Genomic DNA, 22877 nt, shown 5'->3' with positions numbered 1-22877 from the left:
CCCAAACCCCACTTCCCCTTTGTCCATGTAGAAAAGAAAAGTCAAGCGCGTTGCACACGTGTTCTTGAATTCGCTGTGAAGTGTAATATCAGGGAAACACTTTTGGGGTGGAGTATTCAGGTGAGCGAATTCGAGAGTGCAACTGAACTTATGCCAAGCGAACCGTCGACAGGTGACATTGGCGCCGGTTATTTCGACCACATCAAGAAAATCAATGATATATTCTATGATCAGATCAAGATCTCCGATCAGAAGGCTGCCTATATCTTTACTTTCATGCTGGCCTTCCTGGTGAGCTCTAGCGAGGTGAGGGCAGTCTTCAGCCCGGCCCGCTACGCGAACGGGGCGCCAGGGAGCATGTTGTTCTCGGGCCTGCTTGCTGCCGCTTCGGTCTTTTCCATCCTGTCGGCGATCCTCGTCGTGCTGCCTCGCCGTTTGGACAGCTCGACCTCGCTGTTCTGGGGCGCATGGCACAACCACCGCGATCTGTTCTTCGAGGCGGCGCTGCGGCGAGACGAACGCTATCTTTTCGACCAATATCTCGAAAACGCCAACATCCTCTCCGCCATCGCCCGCAGCAAGTACCGCTGCGTTACCTTCGCGTTCCGCGGGCTGATGGTGAGTGTGATCGCCTATGTGCTGCTGTTGGTGGCGGTGTGAGCGCATCAAGTCTGATGCGGACGCTTTGGCCGGGCATGCCGCAACATGCCCGGCTGCTTTCAGCCATCAACTTCGAGGACGAGCTCCAGTTCTATCGGCAGGCCGAGGGGCAGGCTGGCGACACCGAGCACGACGCGGCCTGAGAGCTTTTCCTCGCCGAAGACAGCAAGCAGCATTTCAGATGCTCCGTCGGCCACCTTCGGATGGTCGCGGAAATCACCTTCGGTCGCGATGTAGACGCCGAGCTTCACGACTCTGACGACCCTTTCCAGCGAGCCCAGATAGTCCCTGGCGGCCGCAAGCGCGCTCAGCGTTGCCGTTTCGGCCGCCTTCCTGCCGTCTTCGACCGTCAGGGCACCGCCGACGCGGCCGATATAGCGGGGCTCATGACCGACGACGGGCAGCATCCCGCTGAAGAAGACCAGATTGCCGGTCCTTGTCGCTTCGACATAGGCGCCGAAGGGTGTCGGCGGCGGGGGAAGGGTAATGCCGAGTTCCTGCAGCCGTCGTTCCGCGCCGGCTGCCTGCGCTTTCGCATGGTTTACCATTTGCCCAGATGTGCGCCGCCGTCGACGTGCAGCACCTCCCCGGTTACGCGCGGCGCTTCGGTCAGGAAGATGACAGCGTCGACGATCTCCTCGACGTTGGATATGCCTGTTATCGGCGACAGCGTCTTCAGGAAATCCTTCGGATTGTCCTTGTGCAGCGGCGTGTCCACCACGCCGGGAGCCACAATGTTGAAGCGAATTTTCTCGTTTGCATATTCCATCGCCAGGTTCTTGGAGATGGCGTTGATGCCGCCCTTGGTCATCATCGACACCGAGGCGGAGAAGCCGGCGATCGGATGATCGGTCAATGGCGTGGTGATGCTGACGACGCTGCCGCCGGTTTTCTGCGCGAGCATCTGCCTGACGACCAGTTGGGTCAGGTGGATGAAGCCTTCGAGATTGGTCGAGGACAATTTATTGAAGTCGGCCATTGTGAAATCGACGAACGGCTTGGCTAGGAAAATGCCGGCATTGTTGACGAGGCCGTCGATCGAGCCGAACCGGTCGATTGCGGTTCTTGCTACCCGCGCTGCGGTTTCGGCATCGCCGATGTCGCCGTCAACGAGCGCCAGCTTGTCGGAGGCTTGGAACGCCTCTGAGGCGCTGACCTGGCGCGAGGTGGCAACGACATTGTAACCGCGCTCGATGAAGGCGTTGACGAGCCCGGCTCCGATACCCTGGGAGGCGCCCGTGACGATGACTGTTTTTCCCGTAGTCATGCTGATCTCCATAAACTGGTTCGGGCAACGCGGGCCTTGGCTTTGCGAAGGCGGGGTCGCTCGAGATGGGGCTGCTGCGAATGCGCCTCCATCGGGTTGTGATTGTTTTCGCAGGGTGAATATGGCGAAAACTCCATTACTCGATTAGATGGAAATATCTGGATTCTCTTTTGCACATATGCAAAAATCCCGGCATGGCCGATCTGAACGACATCGCCGTTTTCGTGAAGGTGGCGCAGTATGGCAGCTTCAGCCGTGCGGCCCATTCACTTGGCATGCCGGTGTCGACCGTCAGCAGGAAGGTGACGTCGCTGGAGGAGCAACTCGGCGTGACGCTGCTGCAGCGGACGACCCGCAAGCTGAGCCTCACGGCGCAGGGCAGGGCCTATTTCGATCAGTGCAGTGAACCGCTTGCCCATCTCCTCGACGCCGAGGAGGTGCTGACCGAGACCCAGAAAAAACCTGAAGGTCTGCTGAAGATCTCCGTGCCCGTCATTTTTGGACAGGAGGCCTTCTACGAATTCGTCTCGGCCTTCCTGAAGACATATCCGAAGATTCAGGTCGATCTCTTCGTCACCAACCTGTTCCTTGATCTGATCGCGGAGAACATAGATCTCGGCATCCGCTTCGGCGATCTCAAGGATTCGACCATCGTTGCGCAGCGGCTCGGGAAGAGCGTACGCTATCTGGTCGCCGCGCCGGACTACCTGAAGGGCAGGGTGCTTCCCTTAAAGCCCGAAGACCTGAAGGACCATCAGTGCGTTCTGCTGAACGGTCGCAACGGCGAAGCGGAATGGCATCTCGTCAGCGGGCGCAAATCGATCGACGTGCATGTATCGGGGCTGGTATCGAGCCGGGATTTCGATGCGGTGAGCGCCTTCACCTATCGCGGACACGGGATCGGGTTGTTGCCTTCGACCTATTGCGACGAGCAGATCAAAAGCGGCGAGCTTATCCGCCTGCTGCCGGACTGGTCGTCCGAAGAAATTTTCGTGCATGCCGTCTATCCCACGCGCCGCTTCCTGCCCTCCCGGTTGCAGGTCTTTCTCGAGGCGCTGAAAACATGGAAGAGCCCCTTGTGGCTTCCCTTGCATTGATTGCTTTCGATTCCATCACCGAAAATTGAAGCTGGGCGCACGGCCGGGCATCCTGCGTCGGCCAAGCTGTGTTAGAGTTCGCTGGCCTGGATGGTGCGGGGATTGGATTGCCAATGCTGACGACACTTGCGGTGCTTATGGGTCTTTCCGGCCTCGTCCCGGCCGCGCAGGCGGGGGGAAGCGAGGTCGACGTGACGCTGGTGCTCGCCGTCGACACCTCGCGGTCGATGGATTTCGAGGAGATCGGCATCCAGCGCGAGGGTTATGTCGAAGCGCTCAAGCACAAGGAATTCATCGACGCGGTGAAGGGCGGGCTGACCGGCCGCATCGCCATCAGCTATTTCGAATGGGCCGGTTATGTCGTCGAGGATTCGGTGATCGACTGGCAGGTGATCGAGACGGAAGAGGATGCGATCGCTTTTGCCGACAAGCTCGAAGCCCGCCCGATTGCCACGCAGCGGCGCACATCGATCTCCACCGCGATCGCCCAGGGCGCCAGCATGATCGTTTCCAGTCCCTTTCAGTCCAGACGACAGGTGATCGATGTCTCCGGCGACGGGCCGAACAATTCCGGCAATCCCGTCAGCCCCGCCCGCGACAAGGCGGTGGAAGCCGGCATGATCATCAACGGCCTGGCCATCATGCTGCGACCTTCCGATGCGCCCAACGGGCTCGACAAATATTATGCGGACTGCGTGATCGGCGGGCCCGGCGCCTTCGTGCTGCCGGTCCGCAAGATCGAGGATTTTACCGTTGCCGTGCGCCGCAAGCTGGTGCTGGAGATCAGCGGCCTTTCCCCGCCGGCGACGGTGCAGAAAACAGCCGGCGCCGAGACGGGTGCCGACTGCCTGATCGGTGAGAAGCAATGGCGGGACATGTTCGACCGCTGATGCCGGAACAGGATGACTTTAGGCCGGGTCGGCCTAAAATCATCCTGTTCTGAATTACATAGTTAGAGCATGATGTCGTCCGAAAACCGCGCCCACTTTTCGGCATCATGCTCTACCGGGTCAGGGCGCCGAAATTATATCAGTCAGTATTCGGTAAGCGGCAGAGACGCGATCCTCGTTGGGATAGTTTTTGTTGGCCAGGATGACGATGCCAACCCGCTCTTTCGGGATGAAGGCCACATAGGCGCCGAAACCATTCGTCGAGCCGGTTTTGTTGATCCATTGATCGTCGCGCGGCTCCGTTGCAGGCGTCAGTTGCTTGACGGGAATGGTCTTCAGCATCGCGCTGGAATTGTTGTCCATCAACGTCGTCAGCGTGGTGGGATAGGAATACTGCTCCCAAATAAGGTCTTGGGTCATCGCGCCGACATCGAAGTATTCCCGATGCGTATTCGTGATCGCCCGCTGGAACGTCTCGTCCAGCTTGACCAGGCCCATGTTCGCGTCGACGAACCGGATCATGTCGCTTGCTGTCGATTTGACACCATAGGCTTCCGATGAAAGAGATGCCGACGTCATCCGGGCGGGATCGCCGTTCCGCTTGTAGCCTTGGGCATAGTCCGCCATTCGCGATTTCGGCACATCGATGAACGTGCTTTTCAATCCAAGGGAGGGAAACAATTTGCCTTCCATCAAAGCGACGAAACCCTCATCCATGCTTTTCGCCGTTATATATCCAAGCATTCCAATGCTTGGATTGGCGTAAGTTCGATGGGTCCCAGCCTCGTATGAGGGGCGCCAGGTTTTAAAATAGTCGATCAGTTGTTTTTCGGTTTTGATGTCATCGGGAACCTGCAGCGGAAACCCACCAGCCGTATGCGTGGCCAAATTCATCAGCGCGACTTCGCCGAAAGGCTTTCCCTTCATCGACGGAAGATATTTGCTGACCTGATCCGACAGCGAAAGTCGGCCGATCGCTTCCGCGTAGGATGTCAGGGTCACCGTAAATGTTTTGCTGATCGATCCCAGTTCGAACATCGTGGTCGCAGTGACCGGCCTGCCGGTGTCCTTCGAGGCGACACCGTAATTGAAGATGTGGTTCTCGCCGTCGACGGTGATGGCAACGGCCATGCCGGGGATGCCGTATTTGTCCATGACCGGTTTGATCGCAGCGTCCGAGATGGCTTTGAGCTTCATCTCGTCGGCCGCAAAGCCACTTGTAGAAACGCATGTCGAGACCAATGCGGCCGATAGAATTCCTAGCCAGTCACACTTCATTTTTTCATCCTCTGGAAGCAGCTTTCTCAGCGCCAAAGGGCGCATGAGCATGGCGTTTAACGGCACTGTTTTGTGGCGGCAAACGATGATATCTCGGAGGAAACACAAGAAAATCTAGGGCTAAAATGGTTCGGCAATTCCTTCCTTTGAATGGCTTGAGGGCCTTTGAAGCTTCGGCGAGACATCTCAGCTTCACCCGCGCCGCGATCGAGCTTTGTGTTACCCAGGCCGCTGTCAGCCAGCAGGTCAAAAGCCTGGAGAAGCGATTGGGCGTTGCCCTTTTCCAGCGCCTTCCGAGGGGCTTGAAAATCACCGCAGAAGGTGAAGCTCTTTTGCCGACGTTGACCACTTCCTTCGATCAAATGGCAATCACGCTGGACAGGATTGAAGCCGGTCAAGTTCGGGAATTGCTGTTTTTGGGCGTCGTCGGAACCTTTGCTGTCGGCTGGTTATTGCCGAGGCTTCCGGATTTTCAACAGCGTCATCCTTTCATCGACGTGCGCATTTCGACAAACAATAATCGCGTCGACATGGCCGCTGAGGGACTGGATCTCGCCATTCGCTTCGGCAGCGGTTCCTGGCACGGCACGGAAGCCTCGCGTCTGTTCGACGCTCCGCTCTCTCCACTCTGCACCCCCAAATTGGCGGAGCGTTTAAGGTCGCCCGCAGACCTGCTCGAGGCGACGCTTTTGCGCAGTTACAGGGCCGACGAGTGGAGCACCTGGTTCGCGGCAGCGGATGTTCCTCCGGCGGCGCAGGTCAACGCAGGCATCGTTTTCGACTCTTCCGTCGCCATGACGGAGGCGGCGCTGCAAGGACTGGGAATCGCTCTGGCGCCGCCGTCGATGTTTTCCAGGCACCTGTCGTCAGGGGCTCTAAACCAACCCTTTCCCACGACGATATCATTGGGGAGCTATTGGCTGACCCGACTTCAATCAAGGCCGCCAACGGCAGCCATGCTCGCATTTTCCGATTGGATAATGTCGCAGATGTCTTCCACATCTCAATGAGACCTTCTGGCGCGGAGTCGAGGGACCGGACCGCGAAGATCCATGTGCCCGCTCTCAGGGAACGGGCTTCCTAGGCGACGCAGATGCCCGGCACGGCGACCTTCTGGAAGAGGTGCGGGGAGGCAACGGCCGAGGACGGGTAGGAGGAGAGCTTTGCCCTGAACTCCGGATGCGAGAATGCCGCCCTGAAGTCGGCGGTCGATTCCCAGACGGCATAGTTGAGATAGGCAGGACTTTCGCCGATAGCCCGGTGAAGCTGGGTCGAGATGAAGCCCGGCTGGCGTTTCATGAAGGCCGCATCGGCCTGCCAGGCTTCAAGGAAGGCCTGCTCGTCGGCCTTGTCGAGCGTGAAGATATTGATGAGGACGATCGCGGAAGCATCGAGCGCGATTTGACGATCGATCGGGAAGGCGGGGTCCATCGGACGCATGAGCGACATGGTCGGCTCCATCTGAATTGGTTACATGATGTCAATCTGGTGATAAGGATACATATTTCCTTTGACATCATAATGTCAATATAGGTACATGGTGACAAATGCGAGAACCTCAGCGAAGCCCGACCGGAACGGCCTTGACCGACCTCATTCTGGATCTCTTCCGGCTCAACAACCGAATGATCAACGCGGGCGACAAGCTCGTCGAGGGGCTCGGTCTGACGAGCGCCCGCTGGCATGTCCTCGGCACTGTGGCCACGGCAGGCCGGCCGCAGCCGGTCGCGTGGCTGGCGCGCGACATGGGGGCCAACCGCCAGAACGTCCAGCGCATCGTCAACGATCTGGACAAGGAAGGGCTTCTGGCGTTCCAGCCCAATCCGCATCACCGGCGGGCACAGCTCGTCGTGCTGACGGACAAGGGAAAACAGGCATATGAAACCGCCATGCACCTGCAGGCACCGTGGGTCGACATGCTCTCGGAAGGGCTTCAGGTCGAGGATCTCAAAACCACGCATGCCGTCATGAAGGCGCTGCGCAGCAAACTGGAAGGGAATGGAGATGTTGAAGAGCAGGCCTGATCGCTATGGCGCAATAGCGGTCTCGATCCACTGGCTGAGCGCAGTTCTGATCCTGGCGTTGCTTGGTTCCGGTTTTCGGGCCGCCAACGCCGTGGACGCGGCGACCAAGGCTGGGCTGTTGCGCTTCCACATTCCGGTGGCGATCATCGTCCTGCTTCTCACGGCTCTTCGCCTTGTCTGGTGGTGGCGTTTCGATCGCAAGCCTGCGCCGGTAAAGGCATCGCCTCGGTGGCAGGCGCGCCTCGCGCGCTTTGTCCACGTCGCCTTTTACGTCTTCATTCTCGGCATGGTCGCCAGCGGCACCGGGATGATGATTCTCAGCGGTGCCGCCCCCGCCGTCTTCGGGGCACCCGGCGCCATGCTGCCTGATTTCACTGCCTATCCGCCGCGTGGCCCGCATGGGTTAGGCGCCTTGCTGCTTGTCGGCCTGCTGGTCTTCCATGCCGGCGCTGCGCTCTATCACCAACTCGTTCGCGGCGATCACCTGCTGCGGCGGATGTGGTATGGCGGCTGAGGTCGGCTGACGAGGCGGCGAGGGTGTCTGAACCGAGAGCCGCTACGAGGAAGGCAAAGACACGATAAAACGTCTCGGCGCGGTGCGTGCCGAGACGCTTGTCAAACGATGTTGCCGTCTGCGATGACGCTGGAGCCCGTGCCTATAGCGGCAACTGCTTGCCGGCCTGTTCGCTGACCATGTATTCGGCGTACCAGTCCGGCCAGCCTTCGTCGTGCTTGCCGCCGTTTCGCTTCTCGTGTTCGCCGTGGGCGGTTGCCGCGCGGCGCAGTGCTGCCGCAAGCTCGGTGGAAGTCGTGAATTTCGTTTCGTCGGCGTCGATGCGTCCGGGCAGCCGCGTGGTGACTTCCTGGAACAGCCAGCCGTTGCCGTCCGGATCCTTGAACGAGGCGAAGGAGCGGTAGCTGCGATGTTCGGGATCGCGGCCGGCGATGCGCAGCCGCCCGAACAGATAGGGCTCGTCCTTGCCGGCATAGACGCCGGCAGCGTCATGAAACACGTCGCTGACCTCGACGCCGCGGGCCATCAGATCGCGACGGGCAGCCTCGATGTCGGAGACGATCAGGTAGAGTCCCTGGGCGGAACCCGGGGCTGCGGCAGTGACATTCTTGCCGAAGATGATCGCGCAGCCGGAGCCGGGCGGGGTAAACTGGATCACACGGAAATCGGCGTCATTGGCAAAGTCGGCGTCGAGCCGCCAACCCAAGCCGTCGTAAAAACGTTTGGCGCGGTCGACATCGGAAACGGGGATGACGACCACCTCGAGCTTGGTGTCGACAGGCTGTGATTTTGGGGTTTGCATGGGGGTTTCGCTGCGCAGTGCATTGCTCATCTTCAGCTCCATGGGGTTGGGATGCGTTAAGAATGGCGATACATGTCAGCGGTCAGTGGACCACAGCGCGGTCGGGCCGTCGAATCAATTATTCTGTCGGATTTGGCCGGTATTGGCGGATTCCGCTGCGACACAAGGCCTGTTGCTCCGATCCGCGGACGTGTCGTTTCCGACCCGCGGGGTGGCAAGGTCAGTCGATCCGGTGAGGCGGCGGGTTTGTTCCCGCCGTCTTCGCTCTTGTGTTGCGGCTCATCGAGCCGCGTTCGGGAAGATGGATCCCACTACGCGGCGAGAGCTGCGCGGGTTTTGCCGATCGTCAGGGCTGCCTTTGCTGCCTCGCGCCCTTTTTCGATGAAGTGCGCACGGTAGATCTGCTTGTGGTGTTCGGTTTCCTGATACTGATGCGGCGTCAGCGAAACCGACAGCACCGGCACGCCGGTATCCATGCCGGCGCGCATCAGCCCATCGACGACGGCCTGCGCGACGAATTCGTGGCGGTAAATGCCGCCGTCGACGACGAAGGCGGCGGCAATGACGGCGCCATAGCGCCCGGTTGCGGCGAGATCGCGCGACAGCAGCGGCATCTCGAATGCGCCGGGAACATCGAACACATCGACCTGCTCGGCCGGAACGAGCTGATAGAAGCCATCAAGGGCGCGGTCGACGATGTCGGCGTGCCAGCTGGCTTTGACGAAGGCGTAGCGGGTGGGTGTCATGGTAATCTCCTTTGGCGAACAGACACATCACCCAAGGCGATCACGAACGTTCCCGACAGCCGCAAGGGCGGCAGGAACGTACGTTCTCTTTCATCCGGACTATGACCGTCGGCTCAGGCATCTCACCTGATCTGCTGACCCTTCCTAAGAAGGCGCTCGCGGGCTCGCAATCGAAACTGCATACCGCCGGTAGGGACTTTCACCCCGCCCTGAGAACGGCGGCGACAATAGGGGGAAGGCGGCGGGCTGGCAATAGGTCGGAAATGCTTTCGTGATCGATGAATCTGTCGATGCGGATCAAGGCTCGCAAAGTGGCGGTTTCGTTTCTCCGTCGATGGCGAACAGCCGATGCCTCTTGCTGAGGATGGGCTTGCGCCTACATGCTCGGGTGAGGACATCCACGTCGGAACAACATGACGGAACAGGATACGCCGTCTTCGCCCGAGGCGGGGCAGGCGACAGCCACCATGGGAGGGAGTGATGCCAGAATCTTTCGTCGTTCACCGCGAGGCGCATATCGCGGCGCCGCCGGCTGCGGTGTTCGCGCTGATGACCGATCCGGAGAAGATCCTGCGCTGGATGGGAACGGAGGCGCAGGTCGAGCCGCAACCGGGCGGGCTCTATCTCGTCAATGTCACCGGCGCCCGCTTTGCGCGCGGCTCGTTTCGCGAGGTGGTACCGGTTCATCGCCTTGCCTACAGTTTCGGCTGGGACGGCAGCGAAGTGGTGCCGCCGGGATCGAGCCTGGTCGAGATCGACCTCATCGAGCAGGGCGGCGGAACGCTGCTGCGGCTCACCCATAGCGGCCTGCCCAGCGCCGACCAATGCGCCGGCCATGAGGAAGGCTGGGCCCACTATCTCGGACGGCTGACCGATGTTGCCGCCGGGCGTGATCCGGGTCCCGATCCTTTTTACGGCAGGACATGAACGGTTTTGCGCCGGCAGCAGGGTGCCCGGAAGCGTTTGCCGCATCGGGGAATACTGCCGGCCGGCGCTGCGATCGGCTGTCCGAAAGCGCTTCTTTTGCTCCCGCAAACATGAACGCGCAGTTCATCTCCAGTTCAATTTGGCGATCCTAAAGTGATTGCGGCTGGATTGAAATGGAGTTCTCGATGAAGGCACTTTCTATCGCGGCTGCCTTGCTTGCCGGCAGCCTCTCGATCGGTACAGCTGAGGCGATGCCGATTGGAACAATCAATGTGCAGAGCAATGTGACGAAGGTCGACTATGCCTGCGGTCGCGGCTGGCACCTGACCCGCTGGGGCGAATGCCGGCGAAACTGGCGCCGTCCGCCGCCGGTCGCTTTCTACGGTGGTCCGCCCCGCTGGGGCTGGGAGCGGCGTCACCGGGATTGGGATGGCCCGCGCTGGCGCCATGAGAGGCGCTGGGATCGCGACCGTCGTTGGCGGGATGATGACTAAACGTCTCGCTTAAAGCGCGTCGCGTCAAACCGGAATCATGCGACGCGCTTTAAGTCTTTGATTTATGCATGTCGTTGTCCCAAAACCGCTGCGCACTTTTGGGCGACATGCATGAGATCGAGATGGACGAAGGCCGGAGCGATTTTCGCCCGGCCTTTTCTGATGAAACGGCTTCGCCGACGCTGACAGGCAGCGTTCTCTGCATTTGTCCGATATGGTCAAATACTGCTGACGAGCCAGTACTTGCCGTCGATCAGTTCTTCAAGCTCGACAGGATCCTTGACGCCGAATTCGAACCATTCGACGAGTTCCTTCGCCTTACGGCTGCTCTCCTCCGCCGTCAGCTCGACCTGATATCTTTCGCACCATCGCCGGAGGATCGACGTCAGCAGCGTCATGTCATCCCCATCCAGCGGATCTTTCGGCCAGAATATCGTGCCCATCGTACCCCTCAATCACACGATGACGAACGATCCTATAATGGAATCAAAGTCGCGCAAGTTTAAAGTGTTTATTTCTTGTTTTCCACCGCGCTGGACGGTTTTCGACAGGCGACGCGGACGCCTTTTACAGGCGTCGGACTGGGTCGCTGAAAAACGTCTCCACGATCACCCCGGCGATATCCTTGCGGACGTCCACGTCGGCATGCGATGTTGAGCGATGGATCTGCCGTCTCCCCTTGCCTGGCTGGTTGACGAGGCCGGGGCCTCGCCTGGTCCCGAACGGTTTCTGGCCGAGCTCGGGCGACGGTTGCTGGCCGATGGCCTGCCGCTTTCCGGCGGGGCGCTGACGCTTTCGGTGCCGCATCCGATCATCGCGCGGCGCACCTGGCTGTGGCGGGCCGAGACCGGCGCCGTCATCGAGGCATTGGCCTTCGCCGCGGCTCCGCAAAGTGAGGCCGGGCGCGAGTGGCTCGCCGGGTTGGGGCCGGTATGGGAGGCAAGGATCGGGTCGCCGCGGGACAAACAGGCATCGGACAGCCCGCTACTCGGCTGGGCGGGGATTGCCGACGGGGCAGGGGGCGGTGCATTCGCTCCGGCCGAGGCCAGCCTGCTCTGCGAGGTCGCGCGTTTTGCCGCAGCGCCGCTCGCCGCTTTGGCGGCGCGGGAGGCGCGGGCCGCGCTGCTCGAAGCCTATCTCGGCCGGCGCAGTGCCGCCCGGGTGCAGGCCGGCGCGCTTGCCCGCGGCACCGGCGAGACCATCCGCGCGGCGCTTCTCTGCGCCGATCTGCGCGACTTCACCGCGCTCTCCGAGGTAACCGAACCTCACGTGATGATATCAGCGCTGGATGCCTGGTTCGACCGCGTCGCCGGCGCAGTGCATGCGTTCGGCGGCGAGGTGCTGAAGTTTATCGGCGACGGCGTGCTGGCGATCTTTCCGGTCACTGTTGCGTCGGGCGAAGGCGATGCAGCCCAAGGGGATCGCGAAGCCTGCGAGGCCGCCCTTCGCGCGGTCGCCGCCAGCCGGGCGGGCATGGCCCATCTCGACCAACTGCGGCAGGCGCAGGGGCTGGCGCCGCTGCCCTTCGGCGCGGCGCTGCATTTCGGCGAGATCCTGTGGGGCAATATCGGCGCGGCCGACCGGCTGGACTTCACCGCCATCGGCCCCGCCGTCAATCTGGTCAGTCGATTGGAGGGGCTGTGCAAGCCGCTCGGCCGAAGCGTGCTGATCTCGGGTGCCGTGGCAGCGAATACGACGACCGCGCTGATGCCGCTGGGAGAGCATACCTTGCGGGGCATTGCCGACCCTTGTGCGGTGTTCACGCTGCCGACGGATTGAGCCACGCGCAAGGCATCTATTATTGCAAAGAAAGCTTTGCAAAGATGTCTTTGCAATAATAGGCTTCGCGCATGAAAAAACCGCGCCCACAGCCTGCTCAATCCGTCACCGCACCGCGCACCGTCAGTCGCGTCGTGCCGGATCCGACCGCCTTGAAGGCGCTGGCGCATCCGGTTCGGCTGCGCATGCTCGGCATGCTGCGGATCGACGGGCCTGCCACGGCGACACAGCTTGCAGCGCGGCTTGGGCTGAACAGCGGCGCGACCAGCTATCACCTGCGCCAGCTCGCCCAATACGGCTTCATCGAGGAAGCGCCGCATGCTTCGCGGCGCGACCGCTGGTGGCGCGCCAGCCACGAACTCACCTCGGTGCCGGCAAGCGAGGCCGAGGGCGAAGCGCTTGACCTCGACCTCGCCTTCAACCAGGCGGTACTCTCCCTGCAGGTCGGCCAGATGCAGCAGGCGCTGGAGGAGTATGCCGAACTGCCGGCGGAATGGCGCAAGGCGAGCGCTGCCAACGACGTCATCATCCCGATGACGGCGGAACAGGCCGAGGTCCTGACCAGGCAGCTGACCGACATCATCCTCGAAGCAATGCGGGTGGCTCCGCCTTTGGGCGAGGCGACCGCTCCGGGCATGGTGCCTTTCTCGATCATGCTACACGCCTTTCCCTATCCGGGCCGGCTCCCGCATAGCGAGGAGGATGGCGGGTCATGAGAAGGGGTGGGCCTTTCCTGGCGCTTGCCGCCGCCGAGACGCTTTCGCTTTCCGGCACACGGCTGTCGACCATCGCCATTCCCTGGTTGGTGCTGGTCGCTACGGGCAACCCGGTTCTAACGGGGCTGACGGCGATGATGGAAATGCTGCCCTATGTCGCCGCCAAGGCGCTCAGTGGGCCGCTGATCGACCGCGTCGGCGCGAAGCGCATCGCTGTCGTCTGCGACGCCGCCTCGGTGGCCGTGGTGATGCTGGTGCCGCTGCTCGACCGGCTCGGGCTGCTTGGTATGCAGGTACTGCTACCGATCGTTTTTGCCATGGGTGTGCTGCGCGGTCCGTCCGATGCCGCCAAGCAAGCGATGGTGCCTGATATCGCCGAATTGGCGGCCGTGCCGCTCGAGCGGGTGACCGGTGTCGTTGGCGCCATCGAGCGGCTGGCCTCAACGGTAGGTGCGGCCGGCGCCGGTGCGTTGATCAGCCTGATCGGCCCGGGCCAGGCGCTGCTCGTCAATGCCGTCACCTTCGCCGCCGCCGCGGTGATTGTGGGGGTAGGCATCCCCGGGCTGAAAAGTATGCCCAGGCTGCAACGCATGCCAAGGCTGCAATGCATGCCCGCGCCGCGAGGCACGCCCGAGACTCGGCCGGGCGGAATGTCCTCCTATCTCGGCGATCTCAGGGAAGGCTGGTGCTTTCTGCGCGGCGATGCGGTGCTCGTCGGCATCGTCATCATGGTGGCGACCACCAATCTGCTGGACCAGGCCTATGGGGCGGTGCTGCTGCCCGTCTGGACGCAGAGTTCGGGCCATGGCCCGGAATTGCTGGGGGCGATGTTTGCGGCCTTCACCGGCGCTTCGATCGCCGGCGCGGCGATTGCCGCTGCGATCGGTGAGCGGATGCCGCGCCTGATGGTCTATACGGTGGCCTTCCTGCTGACCGGATTTCCGCGTTTTCTCGTTCTTGCGCTGGACGCGCCGCTCCCCATTATTTTTCTCACTTTGGCAATCGCTGGATTTGCCTCGGGCTTCCTCAATCCGATCCTGTCGGCGGTGATCTTCGAGCGCATCCCCAAGCCGCTGATCGGCCGCGTCACCGCAATGAACGCCGCCCTTTGCTTTGCCCTCATCCCGTTCGGAGGCCTCTTCGGCGGCGCCCTGATCAGCATGATCGGCCTTGCCGCAGCGCTCTCGCTCACCGGGTTCGCCTATCTCGCCGCAACCCTCTTTCCTCTGGCGCTGAAAAGTTTCCGCGGCTTCGACAAGCCTCTCACCGAGAGCTAGCGTCATGGTCGCGTACCCGGCCCCCAAGCTCCTCGACCATCAGATCGATGAAGCGGCGGACACGCGGTTCCAGCAGGCGTTTGTCGGGATAGAGCGTAACGATTTTTGCGTCGTCGGTTTCGAGGTCGGGCAGGATCTGCCGGAGGCGACCGGCGGTAAGATCGTCGGCGACGACAAAATCGGGAAGCAGCGCGATGCCCAGCCCCGCGAGCGCGGCGTCACGGATCGCCTCTCCGCTGTCGAGCCTCAGGCGACTGCGGCCCTGCGCCTTGACCCAGGAGCCGCCTTCGCCGCGAAAGCGCCAGCCCTGCCTTTGATGGCGGCTGGCGAAGATCAGGCAATCGTGGGCCGCGAGGTCGTCGATATTGCGCGGTTCCCCGCGCTCAGTCAGGTAGGACGGCGACGCGCAGAGCCGTGCCTTATAGGTGGCGATCACGCGCGAGACCAGGCGGGTATCCGACGCCGTCGCGTCGATCCGGATCGCCAGATCGGAGCCTTCTTCGACGATGTCGGCCGGGCGATCGGTGAAGCTCACTTCGACCTGGATGTCGGGCCAGGCCCGAAGATATTTTTCAAGCAAGGGCAGCACGACGAGCCGCCCCAAGGCATCGGGAACGGTGAGCCTGAGAACACCTTGCGGCGTGCCGCTCTGCCCCGCCACGCTCGCCTCCGCCTCGTCGACCGATGCGAGGATCTGCAGCCCGCGCTGGTAAAACATCCGGCCTTCATCGGTCAGGCCCAGCGTTCTCGTCGTACGGTTGAGCAGGCGCGCGCCAAGCCGGTCTTCCAGGCGGATGACGGCCTTTCCTGCCGCCGAACGGGATAGGCCCATGGCCTGGCCGCCGGCGATAAAGCTTCCGGCATCGACGACTGCCATGAAGATCAGGATATCGTTCAGGTTCGTACGCGGCATCAGGTCACTCGAGCGGTTCGGCTACAGCATACCTCGGTCAGTCATGCGACAGATTCAAGGTTCGCAGCATCAACGTCCGACGCGGCAGTAAGGTCCGGGCGCTTCGCTTCTGTGTCGACGTCCGTTCGTCAATCAACCTGCCATAGCGGCCATCACACCGGATTGCCGGTCAACAACGGCCGCCGCGACCACGCTGACGGGCGTTTTTGGCCTCGCCTTTCCGCAGCAGCGCCGTCGCCTATACCGGATGATACGCCGGCAGAGCCGGGGCTGTGCCCAATGAGGCCGTCGAACCGCGCTACAGCATGTCGCCGAGACTCCAATGGTTGTTCCATCGGACGTCGATCTCGTCGTCGACATTCTGATATCTTATGTCGGTGGAGAGGCGCAGCCGTCGGCTGCAGTCCTGGTTGGTGGTCGAGGCATGGATCATGTAGGGCGAGTGGAGCACCACATCACCGGCCTCATAATCGGCGGCGAGCCAGCGAGTATCGAAGCGCTCCGCCATATCAGGGAGATCCTTCGAGACCCAGCCGCCTTCGGCCATGTGGCGGTTATAGGCGCTGATCCGCTCTTCCGGAGAAAGGTCGCCGCTTGCGGCCCGGAACTCGGCCTCCATCTTGATGCCCAGCGCGTGCGAGCCTTCGAGGTAGACCAGGCCCCCCATCTCGGCGGGGATGTCGCCGATCGGAATCCAGGCCGTCACCAGGCGTCTGGTGCCGCCGCGGAGATAGACGAGATCATAGTGAGCCGGTGTGGCCGTTGGCGATCCCGGCTGAACGAAACGCATGATCTTGCGCTTGTGCAGATAAGAGATGCCCTGCAGGAAATCGTCCATGAAACGGGCAAGCGGCGGCTGCGCGCAGAAGCCTTCATAGGCGGCAGAGCGGACCAGCGACATCAGGCGCCGGTCCGCCAGGCTCCTGTCGAAGCCGGCGGCAGACGCGATGCCCAGCGAAAAATCGCTGCCGGGCTCGATCAGCCCGGTTTCGGCAAGCCGTTCGAGGACCCAGCGGCGAAAATCGAGGACATCGGTCCGCGGCAGAAGGCGTTTCAGCCAGACATAACCATCGTCCTGGTAGCGGCGGCGGATGGCGTCGACGCCGATGGCGGGATCGGTCGGCGCGAGCCAGCCCGTCCGCTCCGCAGGCAAGGTCTTGCCGTGGGCGGCAAGGGGAAATTCCGGCTTTCGGGCTTGCATCGTTTTGGCGGTAATTGACATTTCAGCCTTCCATCGCTTGAGTTGGCTCGCCATTCGTTAGCTGATCTGTTGGGACAACCGACATAGAGGAAAATCATAGCTGGACTTTTCGCTCACCATGAAAGACGTCGAGGCCATCTATCGGTCACCGCTCGGCGCGGCCGGCGGACTTGCGGTCACCGGCAGTGGCCGGCAGCATGCCCATCATGCGGTGAGGGATCGGAAACTGCCGAGTTTCGCCGTCGTGCTGGTGGAGCGCGGGCAGGGCTGGCTGGAAACCGCCGCCAGCGGCCGCTTGAGCTTGGCGGGGCCGGCCCTCTTCTGGCTGTTTCCCAACCGCGCCCATTCCTATGGCCCCGATGAAGCAGGCTGGGACGAGCGCTGGGCGCTTTTCGAAGGGTCCTTCACGCGGGACTTCGTGCGGCTGAGGCTCATCGCCGAGCGGCACCCGGTCGTCGCTTTGCATCATCTCGATGACGTCGCGCGGCTCTTCGCCAAGCTTCATACCGATCTGCTTGACGATACCAACCTCGGACAAGCGTCGGCGGCATTGATGCTGCATCGCATCGTCATCTCAGCCGCCAGACAGGCGGCAAGTGTCGCGGGCGATCGACGACAGGAAAGGCCCGACATGGCCGCAATCGTGGAAACGCTGCGGCAGCGAGCGATGCAGCCGTTGGATCTCGCTGCCTTCGCCGCCGAGCACGACATGTCGCCGGCCACGCTGCGCCGGCGGTTCACGCTCGAGACGGGACTGCCTCCCAAGGCATTTCAGCTTCGGGCGCGCATGGATCACGCCAAACAGCTACTGGCAACCACCGACGAGAAGATTGAAACGGTTGCTGCCATGATCGGCCTGGATGACCCGTTTTATTTTTCGCGTGTCTTTCACGAACGCGAGGGCTGCAGTCCTCGTGAATTCCGCACGAGATACAGGCGGGTTTGAACGTCAGCGCCAGCCGAGCGCCGGGGCAACATGGGTGAGGATCGCTTCGATGACATGGGTGTTGTAGGCGACGCCGAGCTGGTTGGGGACGGTCAGCAGCAGCGTGTCGGCTTCGGCGATTGCCTCGTCCTCGGCGAGCTGCTTGATCAGGGCGTCAGGCTCGGCAGCATAGCTGCGGCCGAAGATCGCCCGGGTCTTCTCGTCGATGAAGCCGATCTTGTCACCCTCGTCGTTGCCGTAGCCGAAATAGGCGCGGTCGCGGTCATCGACCAGCGCGAAGATGCTGCGGCTGACCGAGACGCGCGGCTGGCGTGTGTGGCCGGCTTCTTTCCAGGCCGCGCGATAGGCGCGGATCTGGTCGGCCTGCTGGACGTGGAACGGCTCTCCCGTTTCGTCGTCCTTCAGCGTCGAGCTCTGCAAGTTCACGCCGAGCTTGGCCGCCCAGACGGCAGTGGCGTTGGAACTCGCGCCCCACCAGATCCGATCGGGCAGGCCCTCGGAATGCGGCTCGAGGCGCAGCAGGCCGGGCGGGTTCGGAAACATCGGCCGCGGATTCGGTTTGGCAAAACCTTCGCCGCGCAGCACTTCGAGGAAGACTTCGGCATGGTGCCGGGCCATGTCGGCCTCGCTCTGGCCTTCCGGCGGGGCATAGCCGAAATGGCGCCAGCCATCGATCACCTGCTCGGGCGAACCGCGGCTGATGCCGAGCTGCAGACGGCCGCCGGCAATGAGGTCGGCCGCACCGGCATCTTCGGCCATATAGAGCGGGTTCTCGTAGCGCATGTCGATGACGGCGGTGCCAATCTCGATCCGGTTGGTTCTAGCGCCGACGGCCGATAGCAGCGGGAAGGGCGCGGCCAACTGGCGGGCGAAATGATGCACGCGAAAATACGCCCCGTCCGCCCCGAGCTCTTCGGCCGCTACGGCAAGATCGATCGACTGCAGCAGCGCGTCGCCTGCCGAGCGCGTCTGCGATTGGGGCGAGGGCGTCCAGTGCCCGAACGAGAGGAAACCGATCTTCTTCATGCCGCGCCTTTTCCGTTGCATCTCATGGTGGATGGGTCATGGCATAGTTTCGGGCCGGAAGACAATCGGAAGCGGGGGGATGTGGCGTATCACTTATCCGGCATTTGACGCGCTATCTTCCGCTATCTCTGGAGAGTGTCGCGTGCCCTTTCCTCCGTCATTCCTGTGGCGAGCACAGGAATGGGGGAGAGGAGATGCTCGTGTGCTAAAATTTCCATTGAATCTCCACAGGCTTTCACACCGCGCCGACATCCTCCAGCTGCGTGTGCACGGCGTTGAACACCTGCGATGGCACGCGCAGGCTGGCATCGTCTTGATAGAGCGCCCGCACTTCGCCGGCAAAGGTCGGGAATCGCCGGATTCGCGAGAGTTTTTCTGGAATCATTCAAATGAAATTAAGGAGATAGTGGTTTTATCAGTTGGTATTTGGGAGATTATATGTTTCGCGCTTTTTCGTTTTTTCTGGTGCTTTTCTTTTTTTCGATAGTGTCCGCGAATGCCGCTGAGGGTGACTGGCAAGTGGCCAAGGCCAGCCAGCAGGTGAATTTCACCGTCGACAAGCGGAACTGGGTAGCGGTTCGAGCGGGAGACATCATCCCCAACACCGCCTGGATCGCGACCGGGCCGAGGGGACGCGTTCAGCTGGTGCGCGGCGTCGAAAGCATTTCGTTTCAACCCAACACCCTCGCCGGCATCTTCACATCGGGCTTTGGCGAGAGGAAGACGGAGGTCGTCGAGCAGGCGGGTGTGCTCGATCTGGAGATCGAGAAACGCAGCAAGCCGCATACAACAGTCCAGACGCCTTTCCTGGCGGCCGTTGTGAAGGGGACGAATTTCCGCGTTTCCGTCTCGAAATCCGCGGCTGAGGTTACGGTCAACCGCGGCCTGGTGCAGGTGACATCGTTTGCGAGCGGTCAAAGGGCGAATGTCGGGCCGGGGCAGGGCGCATCCGTCGACGGTGTGAAAGGGATGACGGTTTCCGGCGACGTTTCGACGCCTGTGGTGACCGCGGTCGCCCCGTCGGTGGCGCGAGTGCCTGCCGTCGGCGCGACGACCCTCAACGGGCAGGCGGAGACAGAGAGTTCGAAGGCATCTGGCGCATCTTCATCCGTTTCCAATAGCGCCGGCTCTGGCGACCGAGATAGCGCTTCCCACTCCTTCGGCAATGAAGGCCGCAATGGCAATCGCTACGGCGCCGATAACGGCTCCAGCAATGGCAATGAGAATGCAGCCGGCAACGATGACGGCCAAGGAAACGCTGTCGGGAATGACAGCGACAACGGCGACAACAATGGAATCGGGAGCGGCAAGGATAAGGACAAGAAAGATAAGAAAGACAAAAGCGACAAAAAGGACAAGAACAAAGGCAAGGGAAACGATGACGACTGAAGTTTCCCCGTCGGCCGGTGTGAGAGGTTTCCATCGTTGATGAAGGGCGGTCGTGGCTTTCGGCTGTCGCGATTGCGCCCAGTCAGGCTGTTATTCATCCTGATGATGATCGGCCTGCCGCTCTCGGGGCAAGTCCTGCCCTTTGTGAATTATCTCGACAATGCCCTGGTGAGCTGGCGCTTCAGCGCGGCGCCACGGGCGGCGTCCGGAAATATTGTCTATGTCGCGATCGATAAGCGCAGCCTCGATGCGGTCGGCACCTGGCCGTGGCCCCGCAGCCTCTATGCCGAGCTCATTGACAAGCTGATTGCGGCAGGCGCAGGCGACATCTTTATCGACGTCGATTTCAGCACGCCGTCGAACTCTGCCGAGGATGGCCGGCTGGCCAAGGCTCTGACTGAAGCCGGAGGCGGCGTGATCCTGCCGGTCTTCAAGCAATATCTCGGCGCCGAGGCCGGATCGCAGACGGTGGTGACGCGGCCGATTCCGGATCTCGCCGACAATGCCTGGCTTTCCCTCGCCAATGTCGGCCTCGACGGCGACGGCACGGTCAGGCGGTTCGCACTTGGCGATACTCTCGACAATCAGCCGACGCAAAGCGTTGCCGCAGTGCTGGCGAAATTCGACAGGGCGGCAGGCTCCTATCCGATCGACTATTCGATCGCCCCGGCGAGCGTCCCGACATTCTCGCTGTCGGATGTTCTTGCCGGGAAGGTCGGCAGGCCCGATCTGGAAGGGCGTTCGGTGGTTGTCGGCGCCTATGCGACCGAGCTGAAGGATATCTTCCCCGTCCCGGTCTATGGCGCACTGCCCGGCGCAATGCTGCATATTCTCGCTTCCGAAACGATCCTGCAGAAGCGGCTGCTCGAGGACATCGACCAGATGCCGCTGGAGCTTCTCTTTGCCGCAGCCATTATTGCGCTCGCCCTTGGCATGCGCAGCCGGTCCGCAGCCCATGCCGTCGCGTTTGCTCTTGCCATTGCCGCCGCCGGTGAAGTGACGGCCTTCTTTCTCCAGAAGGATCACGCTCTCATCCTTCACACGGTGCGGCCGTGGATCATTCTTCTTGCCGGTCTCGTGCTGTTGTTGAACGAGAAGGTCGATTTCGGCCGGTTTCTGGTCGAGCTTGCCAAGGCCGAGCAGCGCAACACGCGCCGGCTGCTCGAGAGGATCGTGGCTGACAGCGCCGACGCAGTCATCGCCTTCGACGATCAGTTCCGCATTCTGAACGAAAGCGCCTCGGCTGCGGCGATGCTGGCTTTGGAGCCACAGGCGGACAGGCGCAGAACGCTTGATGCGATGATCCCGCCCCCTCTCGTTCATCGCATCATCAAGCTTGCTTCGGATTATATGGCGCAGCCGGGCACGATCCACGCCTGCAACGCGCGTTTTTCGCTTCAAACCGAGAGAGGGACAAAGCATCTCGAGGCAGCGATCACCATTTCGCCTGTCGAACGGCCTGGCGAATCCGGCATCGTCGCCGCGAAATCCTTCATCGGCAGCCTGATCGTCAGGGACATGACGGCCCGCCGGCGGTACGAAGACAAACTTCAGCGCCTGTCCGAATTCGACGAGTTGACCGGTCTGATGAACAGGCGCGAATTCCGCCGTCGCCTCGATCGGCTCGAGGGTGAATGCCATGTGATCGCGCTGGGGCTACACCGTTTCTCCGTCCTGAATACGGCGATGGGACGGGATGTCGGGGATGAGCTTTTGAGGGCCGTCGCCGTGCGGATGGAGGCGGAGGGTGCAATCAGCCTCGTCGGGCGGTTGGGGGGCGATGTCTTCACGGCCGTCATCCCGGCGTCCGAGGAGTGCGGTCAGGAGCGGTGCGCGCAGCTCATCCTTGATCTTTTCAGAGAGCCGTTCGCGCTTGGCGGTTCGATGATCCATGTCGCCGCCCGGCTCGGGATCTGCACCAGCGAGGCGCGCAACGGTGACGCCGACATTTGGATTCAGAATGCCGAGATTGCGCTCGACGACGCCAAGCGGGTGGCTGGCAGCGGGTGGCGCGCTCATGATCCGGTGACCGCCCTGCGGCAGCATCAATCGCGATTGCTCGAGCGGCAGATGCGCGCTGCTCTCGATCGTCGCGAATTCTTCCTGTTGTATCAGCCGCAGGTGGACCTCAAGACGGGCAAACTGGTCGGTGCTGAGGCCCTTTTGCGGTGGAAGCATCCGGAGTTCGGGCTGGTTTCGCCGGCAGACTTCATTCCGGTCGCCGAAGCCAGCGGTTTCATCTGCGATCTCGGCTGCTGGGCGCTTGCCGAAGCATGCCGGGCGGCGGCCGAATGGCCGAATCGACTCAATCTCGCCGTCAACGTATCGCCGATCCAGTTTTCCCGACCGGAGCTGGTTGCAGAGGTCAAGGCTGCATTGGCGACAAGCGGCCTGGCGGCCTCGCGCCTGCATCTCGAAATTACCGAATCCGCCTTTGTCGACGGCAGCGAGCAGATCATGTCGGTCATCTCAGAGCTCAGAGCGCTCGGCATTGCCGTCGCGCTCGACGATTTCGGAACCGGCTATTCGTCGCTGAGCTATATGGCCGGCTTTCCCCTCGACAAGCTCAAGATCGACCAGTCCTTCGTCAGGAAGATCGCGGACGATCCCAAGATCCTGGCGATCGTCGCGACGGTCGGCTCGCTTGCCCACGGGCTGGGGCTCAAGGTCGTGGCAGAGGGGATAGAGACCGAGACGGAATGGCAGATGCTGGCGCAGATGGGCTGTGAGGAGGGCCAGGGCTACTTCTTCGGTAAACCGCAATCGTCCGCCGCTCTGATGACGCTTTCGCGCCAGCCGGGCTGGACGCGTGCTGCATGACCGATCTCGCCGGCCGCTTTCTTCAAGCGGAAGCAGAAGGAATTGCGGTAAGCGGCTGAGAGGGAGTCGGATTTTCTGTCGGCATCGGTGGTGCGGACTTCACCTGGCTCT

Annotated in this window: 25 protein-coding genes and 1 riboswitch; of the genes, 14 read left to right on the top strand and 11 right to left on the bottom strand. The window is 61.8% G+C overall.

Going from position 1 to position 22877, the window contains the following annotated elements; genetic code table 11:
- Positions 1–120: 120 nt before the first annotated feature.
- Positions 121–660, top strand: a complete 540-nt coding sequence (locus tag FHT79_RS06480) for a Pycsar system effector family protein (protein ID WP_047610710.1) — start codon at positions 121–123, stop codon at positions 658–660.
- Positions 661–719: 59 nt separating this feature from the next.
- Here the strand turns inward: FHT79_RS06480 and FHT79_RS06475 are convergent, their stop codons facing one another.
- Both FHT79_RS06475 and FHT79_RS06470 read right to left on the bottom strand, forming a co-directional pair.
- On the bottom strand, positions 720–1208 hold the full coding sequence (locus tag FHT79_RS06475; RefSeq protein ID WP_183903088.1) for a RidA family protein: 489 nt from the start codon (positions 1206–1208) through the stop codon (positions 720–722).
- Complete coding sequence (locus tag FHT79_RS06470) at positions 1202–1927, bottom strand: SDR family oxidoreductase (RefSeq protein WP_047611738.1); 726 nt, start codon at positions 1925–1927, stop codon at positions 1202–1204. The genes FHT79_RS06475 and FHT79_RS06470 overlap by 7 nt, the downstream gene beginning before the upstream one ends.
- Positions 1928–2121: 194 nt before the next feature.
- On the opposite strand from FHT79_RS06470, the gene FHT79_RS06465 reads away from it, so the two are divergent.
- Complete coding sequence (locus tag FHT79_RS06465; RefSeq protein ID WP_047610706.1) at positions 2122–3024, top strand: LysR family transcriptional regulator; 903 nt, start codon at positions 2122–2124, stop codon at positions 3022–3024.
- 113 nt (positions 3025–3137) lie between these two features.
- Positions 3138–3914 carry a DUF1194 domain-containing protein gene (locus FHT79_RS06460; RefSeq protein ID WP_047610704.1) on the top strand — a complete coding sequence of 259 codons (777 nt, stop codon included), beginning with the start codon at positions 3138–3140 and terminating at the stop codon, positions 3912–3914.
- Between the two features lie 120 nt (positions 3915–4034).
- Here the strand turns inward: FHT79_RS06460 and ampC are convergent, their stop codons facing one another.
- Positions 4035–5192 carry a class C beta-lactamase gene (ampC, locus tag FHT79_RS06455; RefSeq protein ID WP_183903316.1) on the bottom strand — a complete coding sequence of 386 codons (1158 nt, stop codon included), beginning with the start codon at positions 5190–5192 and terminating at the stop codon, positions 4035–4037.
- A 125-nt stretch (positions 5193–5317) separates the two neighbouring features.
- On the opposite strand from ampC, the gene FHT79_RS06450 reads away from it, so the two are divergent.
- A complete protein-coding gene (locus tag FHT79_RS06450) occupies positions 5318–6202 on the top strand; it encodes a LysR family transcriptional regulator (RefSeq protein WP_063474677.1) in 885 nt (294 codons plus the stop codon).
- Between the two features lie 70 nt (positions 6203–6272).
- Here the strand turns inward: FHT79_RS06450 and FHT79_RS06445 are convergent, their stop codons facing one another.
- Entirely contained in the window at positions 6273–6641 is a 369-nt protein-coding gene (locus FHT79_RS06445) for an antibiotic biosynthesis monooxygenase family protein (RefSeq protein ID WP_183903087.1), read from the bottom strand.
- A 98-nt stretch (positions 6642–6739) separates the two neighbouring features.
- Here FHT79_RS06445 and FHT79_RS06440 point away from each other — a divergent pair, with 98 nt between their 5' ends.
- Together FHT79_RS06440 and FHT79_RS06435 are read left to right on the top strand one after the other, a co-directional pair.
- Positions 6740–7216, top strand: coding sequence for a MarR family winged helix-turn-helix transcriptional regulator (locus FHT79_RS06440; protein WP_047610698.1), 477 nt, complete (start codon positions 6740–6742; stop codon positions 7214–7216).
- Complete coding sequence (locus FHT79_RS06435; RefSeq protein WP_183903086.1) at positions 7197–7730, top strand: cytochrome b/b6 domain-containing protein; 534 nt, start codon at positions 7197–7199, stop codon at positions 7728–7730. Before FHT79_RS06440 ends, FHT79_RS06435 begins: the two co-directional genes overlap by 20 nt.
- Before the next feature lie 142 nt (positions 7731–7872).
- Here FHT79_RS06435 and FHT79_RS06430 read toward each other — a convergent pair whose 3' ends face one another.
- Positions 7873–8562, bottom strand: coding sequence for a VOC family protein (locus tag FHT79_RS06430; protein ID WP_047611733.1), 690 nt, complete (start codon positions 8560–8562; stop codon positions 7873–7875).
- Positions 8563–8843: 281 nt separating this feature from the next.
- A complete protein-coding gene (locus tag FHT79_RS06425; RefSeq protein ID WP_063474681.1) occupies positions 8844–9278 on the bottom strand; it encodes a 6,7-dimethyl-8-ribityllumazine synthase in 435 nt (144 codons plus the stop codon).
- Positions 9279–9356: 78 nt separating this feature from the next.
- Positions 9357–9499, bottom strand: a riboswitch (FMN riboswitch).
- A 259-nt stretch (positions 9500–9758) separates the two neighbouring features.
- Here FHT79_RS06425 and FHT79_RS06420 point away from each other — a divergent pair.
- Together FHT79_RS06420 and FHT79_RS06415 are read left to right on the top strand one after the other, a co-directional pair.
- Positions 9759–10205, top strand: a complete 447-nt coding sequence (locus tag FHT79_RS06420) for an SRPBCC domain-containing protein (RefSeq protein ID WP_063474682.1) — start codon at positions 9759–9761, stop codon at positions 10203–10205.
- 185 nt (positions 10206–10390) lie between these two features.
- Positions 10391–10699, top strand: a complete 309-nt coding sequence (locus tag FHT79_RS06415; RefSeq protein ID WP_018485640.1) for a hypothetical protein — start codon at positions 10391–10393, stop codon at positions 10697–10699.
- Positions 10700–10917: 218 nt separating this feature from the next.
- Here the strand turns inward: FHT79_RS06415 and FHT79_RS06410 are convergent, their stop codons facing one another.
- Positions 10918–11142: a hypothetical protein gene (locus tag FHT79_RS06410; RefSeq protein WP_047610691.1), complete on the bottom strand. Its 225-nt coding sequence runs from the start codon at positions 11140–11142 to the stop codon at positions 10918–10920.
- Positions 11143–11359: 217 nt separating this feature from the next.
- Here FHT79_RS06410 and FHT79_RS06405 point away from each other — a divergent pair, with 217 nt between their 5' ends.
- From FHT79_RS06405 to FHT79_RS06395, 3 genes are all read left to right on the top strand, one after another.
- Positions 11360–12478: an adenylate/guanylate cyclase domain-containing protein gene (locus FHT79_RS06405; RefSeq protein WP_183903085.1), complete on the top strand. Its 1119-nt coding sequence runs from the start codon at positions 11360–11362 to the stop codon at positions 12476–12478.
- 71 nt (positions 12479–12549) lie between these two features.
- Entirely contained in the window at positions 12550–13194 is a 645-nt protein-coding gene (locus FHT79_RS06400) for a helix-turn-helix domain-containing protein (protein WP_047610686.1), read from the top strand.
- A complete protein-coding gene (locus FHT79_RS06395; RefSeq protein WP_183903084.1) occupies positions 13191–14471 on the top strand; it encodes an MFS transporter in 1281 nt (426 codons plus the stop codon). The genes FHT79_RS06400 and FHT79_RS06395 overlap by 4 nt, the downstream gene beginning before the upstream one ends.
- Here the strand turns inward: FHT79_RS06395 and FHT79_RS06390 are convergent.
- On the bottom strand, positions 14458–15384 hold the full coding sequence (locus FHT79_RS06390) for a LysR family transcriptional regulator (RefSeq protein WP_183903083.1): 927 nt from the start codon (positions 15382–15384) through the stop codon (positions 14458–14460). The two genes, FHT79_RS06395 and FHT79_RS06390, sit on opposite strands and share 14 nt — an antisense overlap.
- Positions 15385–15682: 298 nt before the next feature.
- Positions 15683–16606: a phytanoyl-CoA dioxygenase family protein gene (locus FHT79_RS06385; protein WP_183903082.1), complete on the bottom strand. Its 924-nt coding sequence runs from the start codon at positions 16604–16606 to the stop codon at positions 15683–15685.
- Positions 16607–16703: 97 nt separating this feature from the next.
- Here FHT79_RS06385 and FHT79_RS06380 point away from each other — a divergent pair, with 97 nt between their 5' ends.
- The gene (locus tag FHT79_RS06380) at positions 16704–17531 is read left to right on the top strand and encodes an AraC family transcriptional regulator (protein ID WP_183903081.1); all 828 of its coding nucleotides are present in this window, start codon (positions 16704–16706) and stop codon (positions 17529–17531) included.
- Positions 17532–17534: 3 nt separating this feature from the next.
- Here FHT79_RS06380 and FHT79_RS06375 read toward each other — a convergent pair whose 3' ends face one another.
- Both FHT79_RS06375 and FHT79_RS06370 read right to left on the bottom strand, forming a co-directional pair.
- A complete protein-coding gene (locus FHT79_RS06375) occupies positions 17535–18557 on the bottom strand; it encodes an LLM class flavin-dependent oxidoreductase (protein ID WP_028758207.1) in 1023 nt (340 codons plus the stop codon).
- Positions 18558–18792: 235 nt separating this feature from the next.
- A complete protein-coding gene (locus FHT79_RS06370; RefSeq protein ID WP_245294514.1) occupies positions 18793–18942 on the bottom strand; it encodes a hypothetical protein in 150 nt (49 codons plus the stop codon).
- 134 nt (positions 18943–19076) lie between these two features.
- Here FHT79_RS06370 and FHT79_RS06365 point away from each other — a divergent pair, with 134 nt between their 5' ends.
- Positions 19077–19946: a FecR domain-containing protein gene (locus tag FHT79_RS06365; RefSeq protein ID WP_348649667.1), complete on the top strand. Its 870-nt coding sequence runs from the start codon at positions 19077–19079 to the stop codon at positions 19944–19946.
- Positions 19947–19985: 39 nt separating this feature from the next.
- Positions 19986–22766 carry an EAL domain-containing protein gene (locus FHT79_RS06360; RefSeq protein ID WP_049816518.1) on the top strand — a complete coding sequence of 927 codons (2781 nt, stop codon included), beginning with the start codon at positions 19986–19988 and terminating at the stop codon, positions 22764–22766.
- Positions 22767–22877 lie beyond the last annotated feature (111 nt).

The sequence above is a fragment of the Rhizobium sp. BK212 genome, from assembly GCF_014197475.1.
GTDB lineage: Bacteria > Pseudomonadota > Alphaproteobacteria > Rhizobiales > Rhizobiaceae > Rhizobium > Rhizobium anhuiense.
This window is presented reverse-complemented; position numbering and strand designations above follow the sequence as displayed.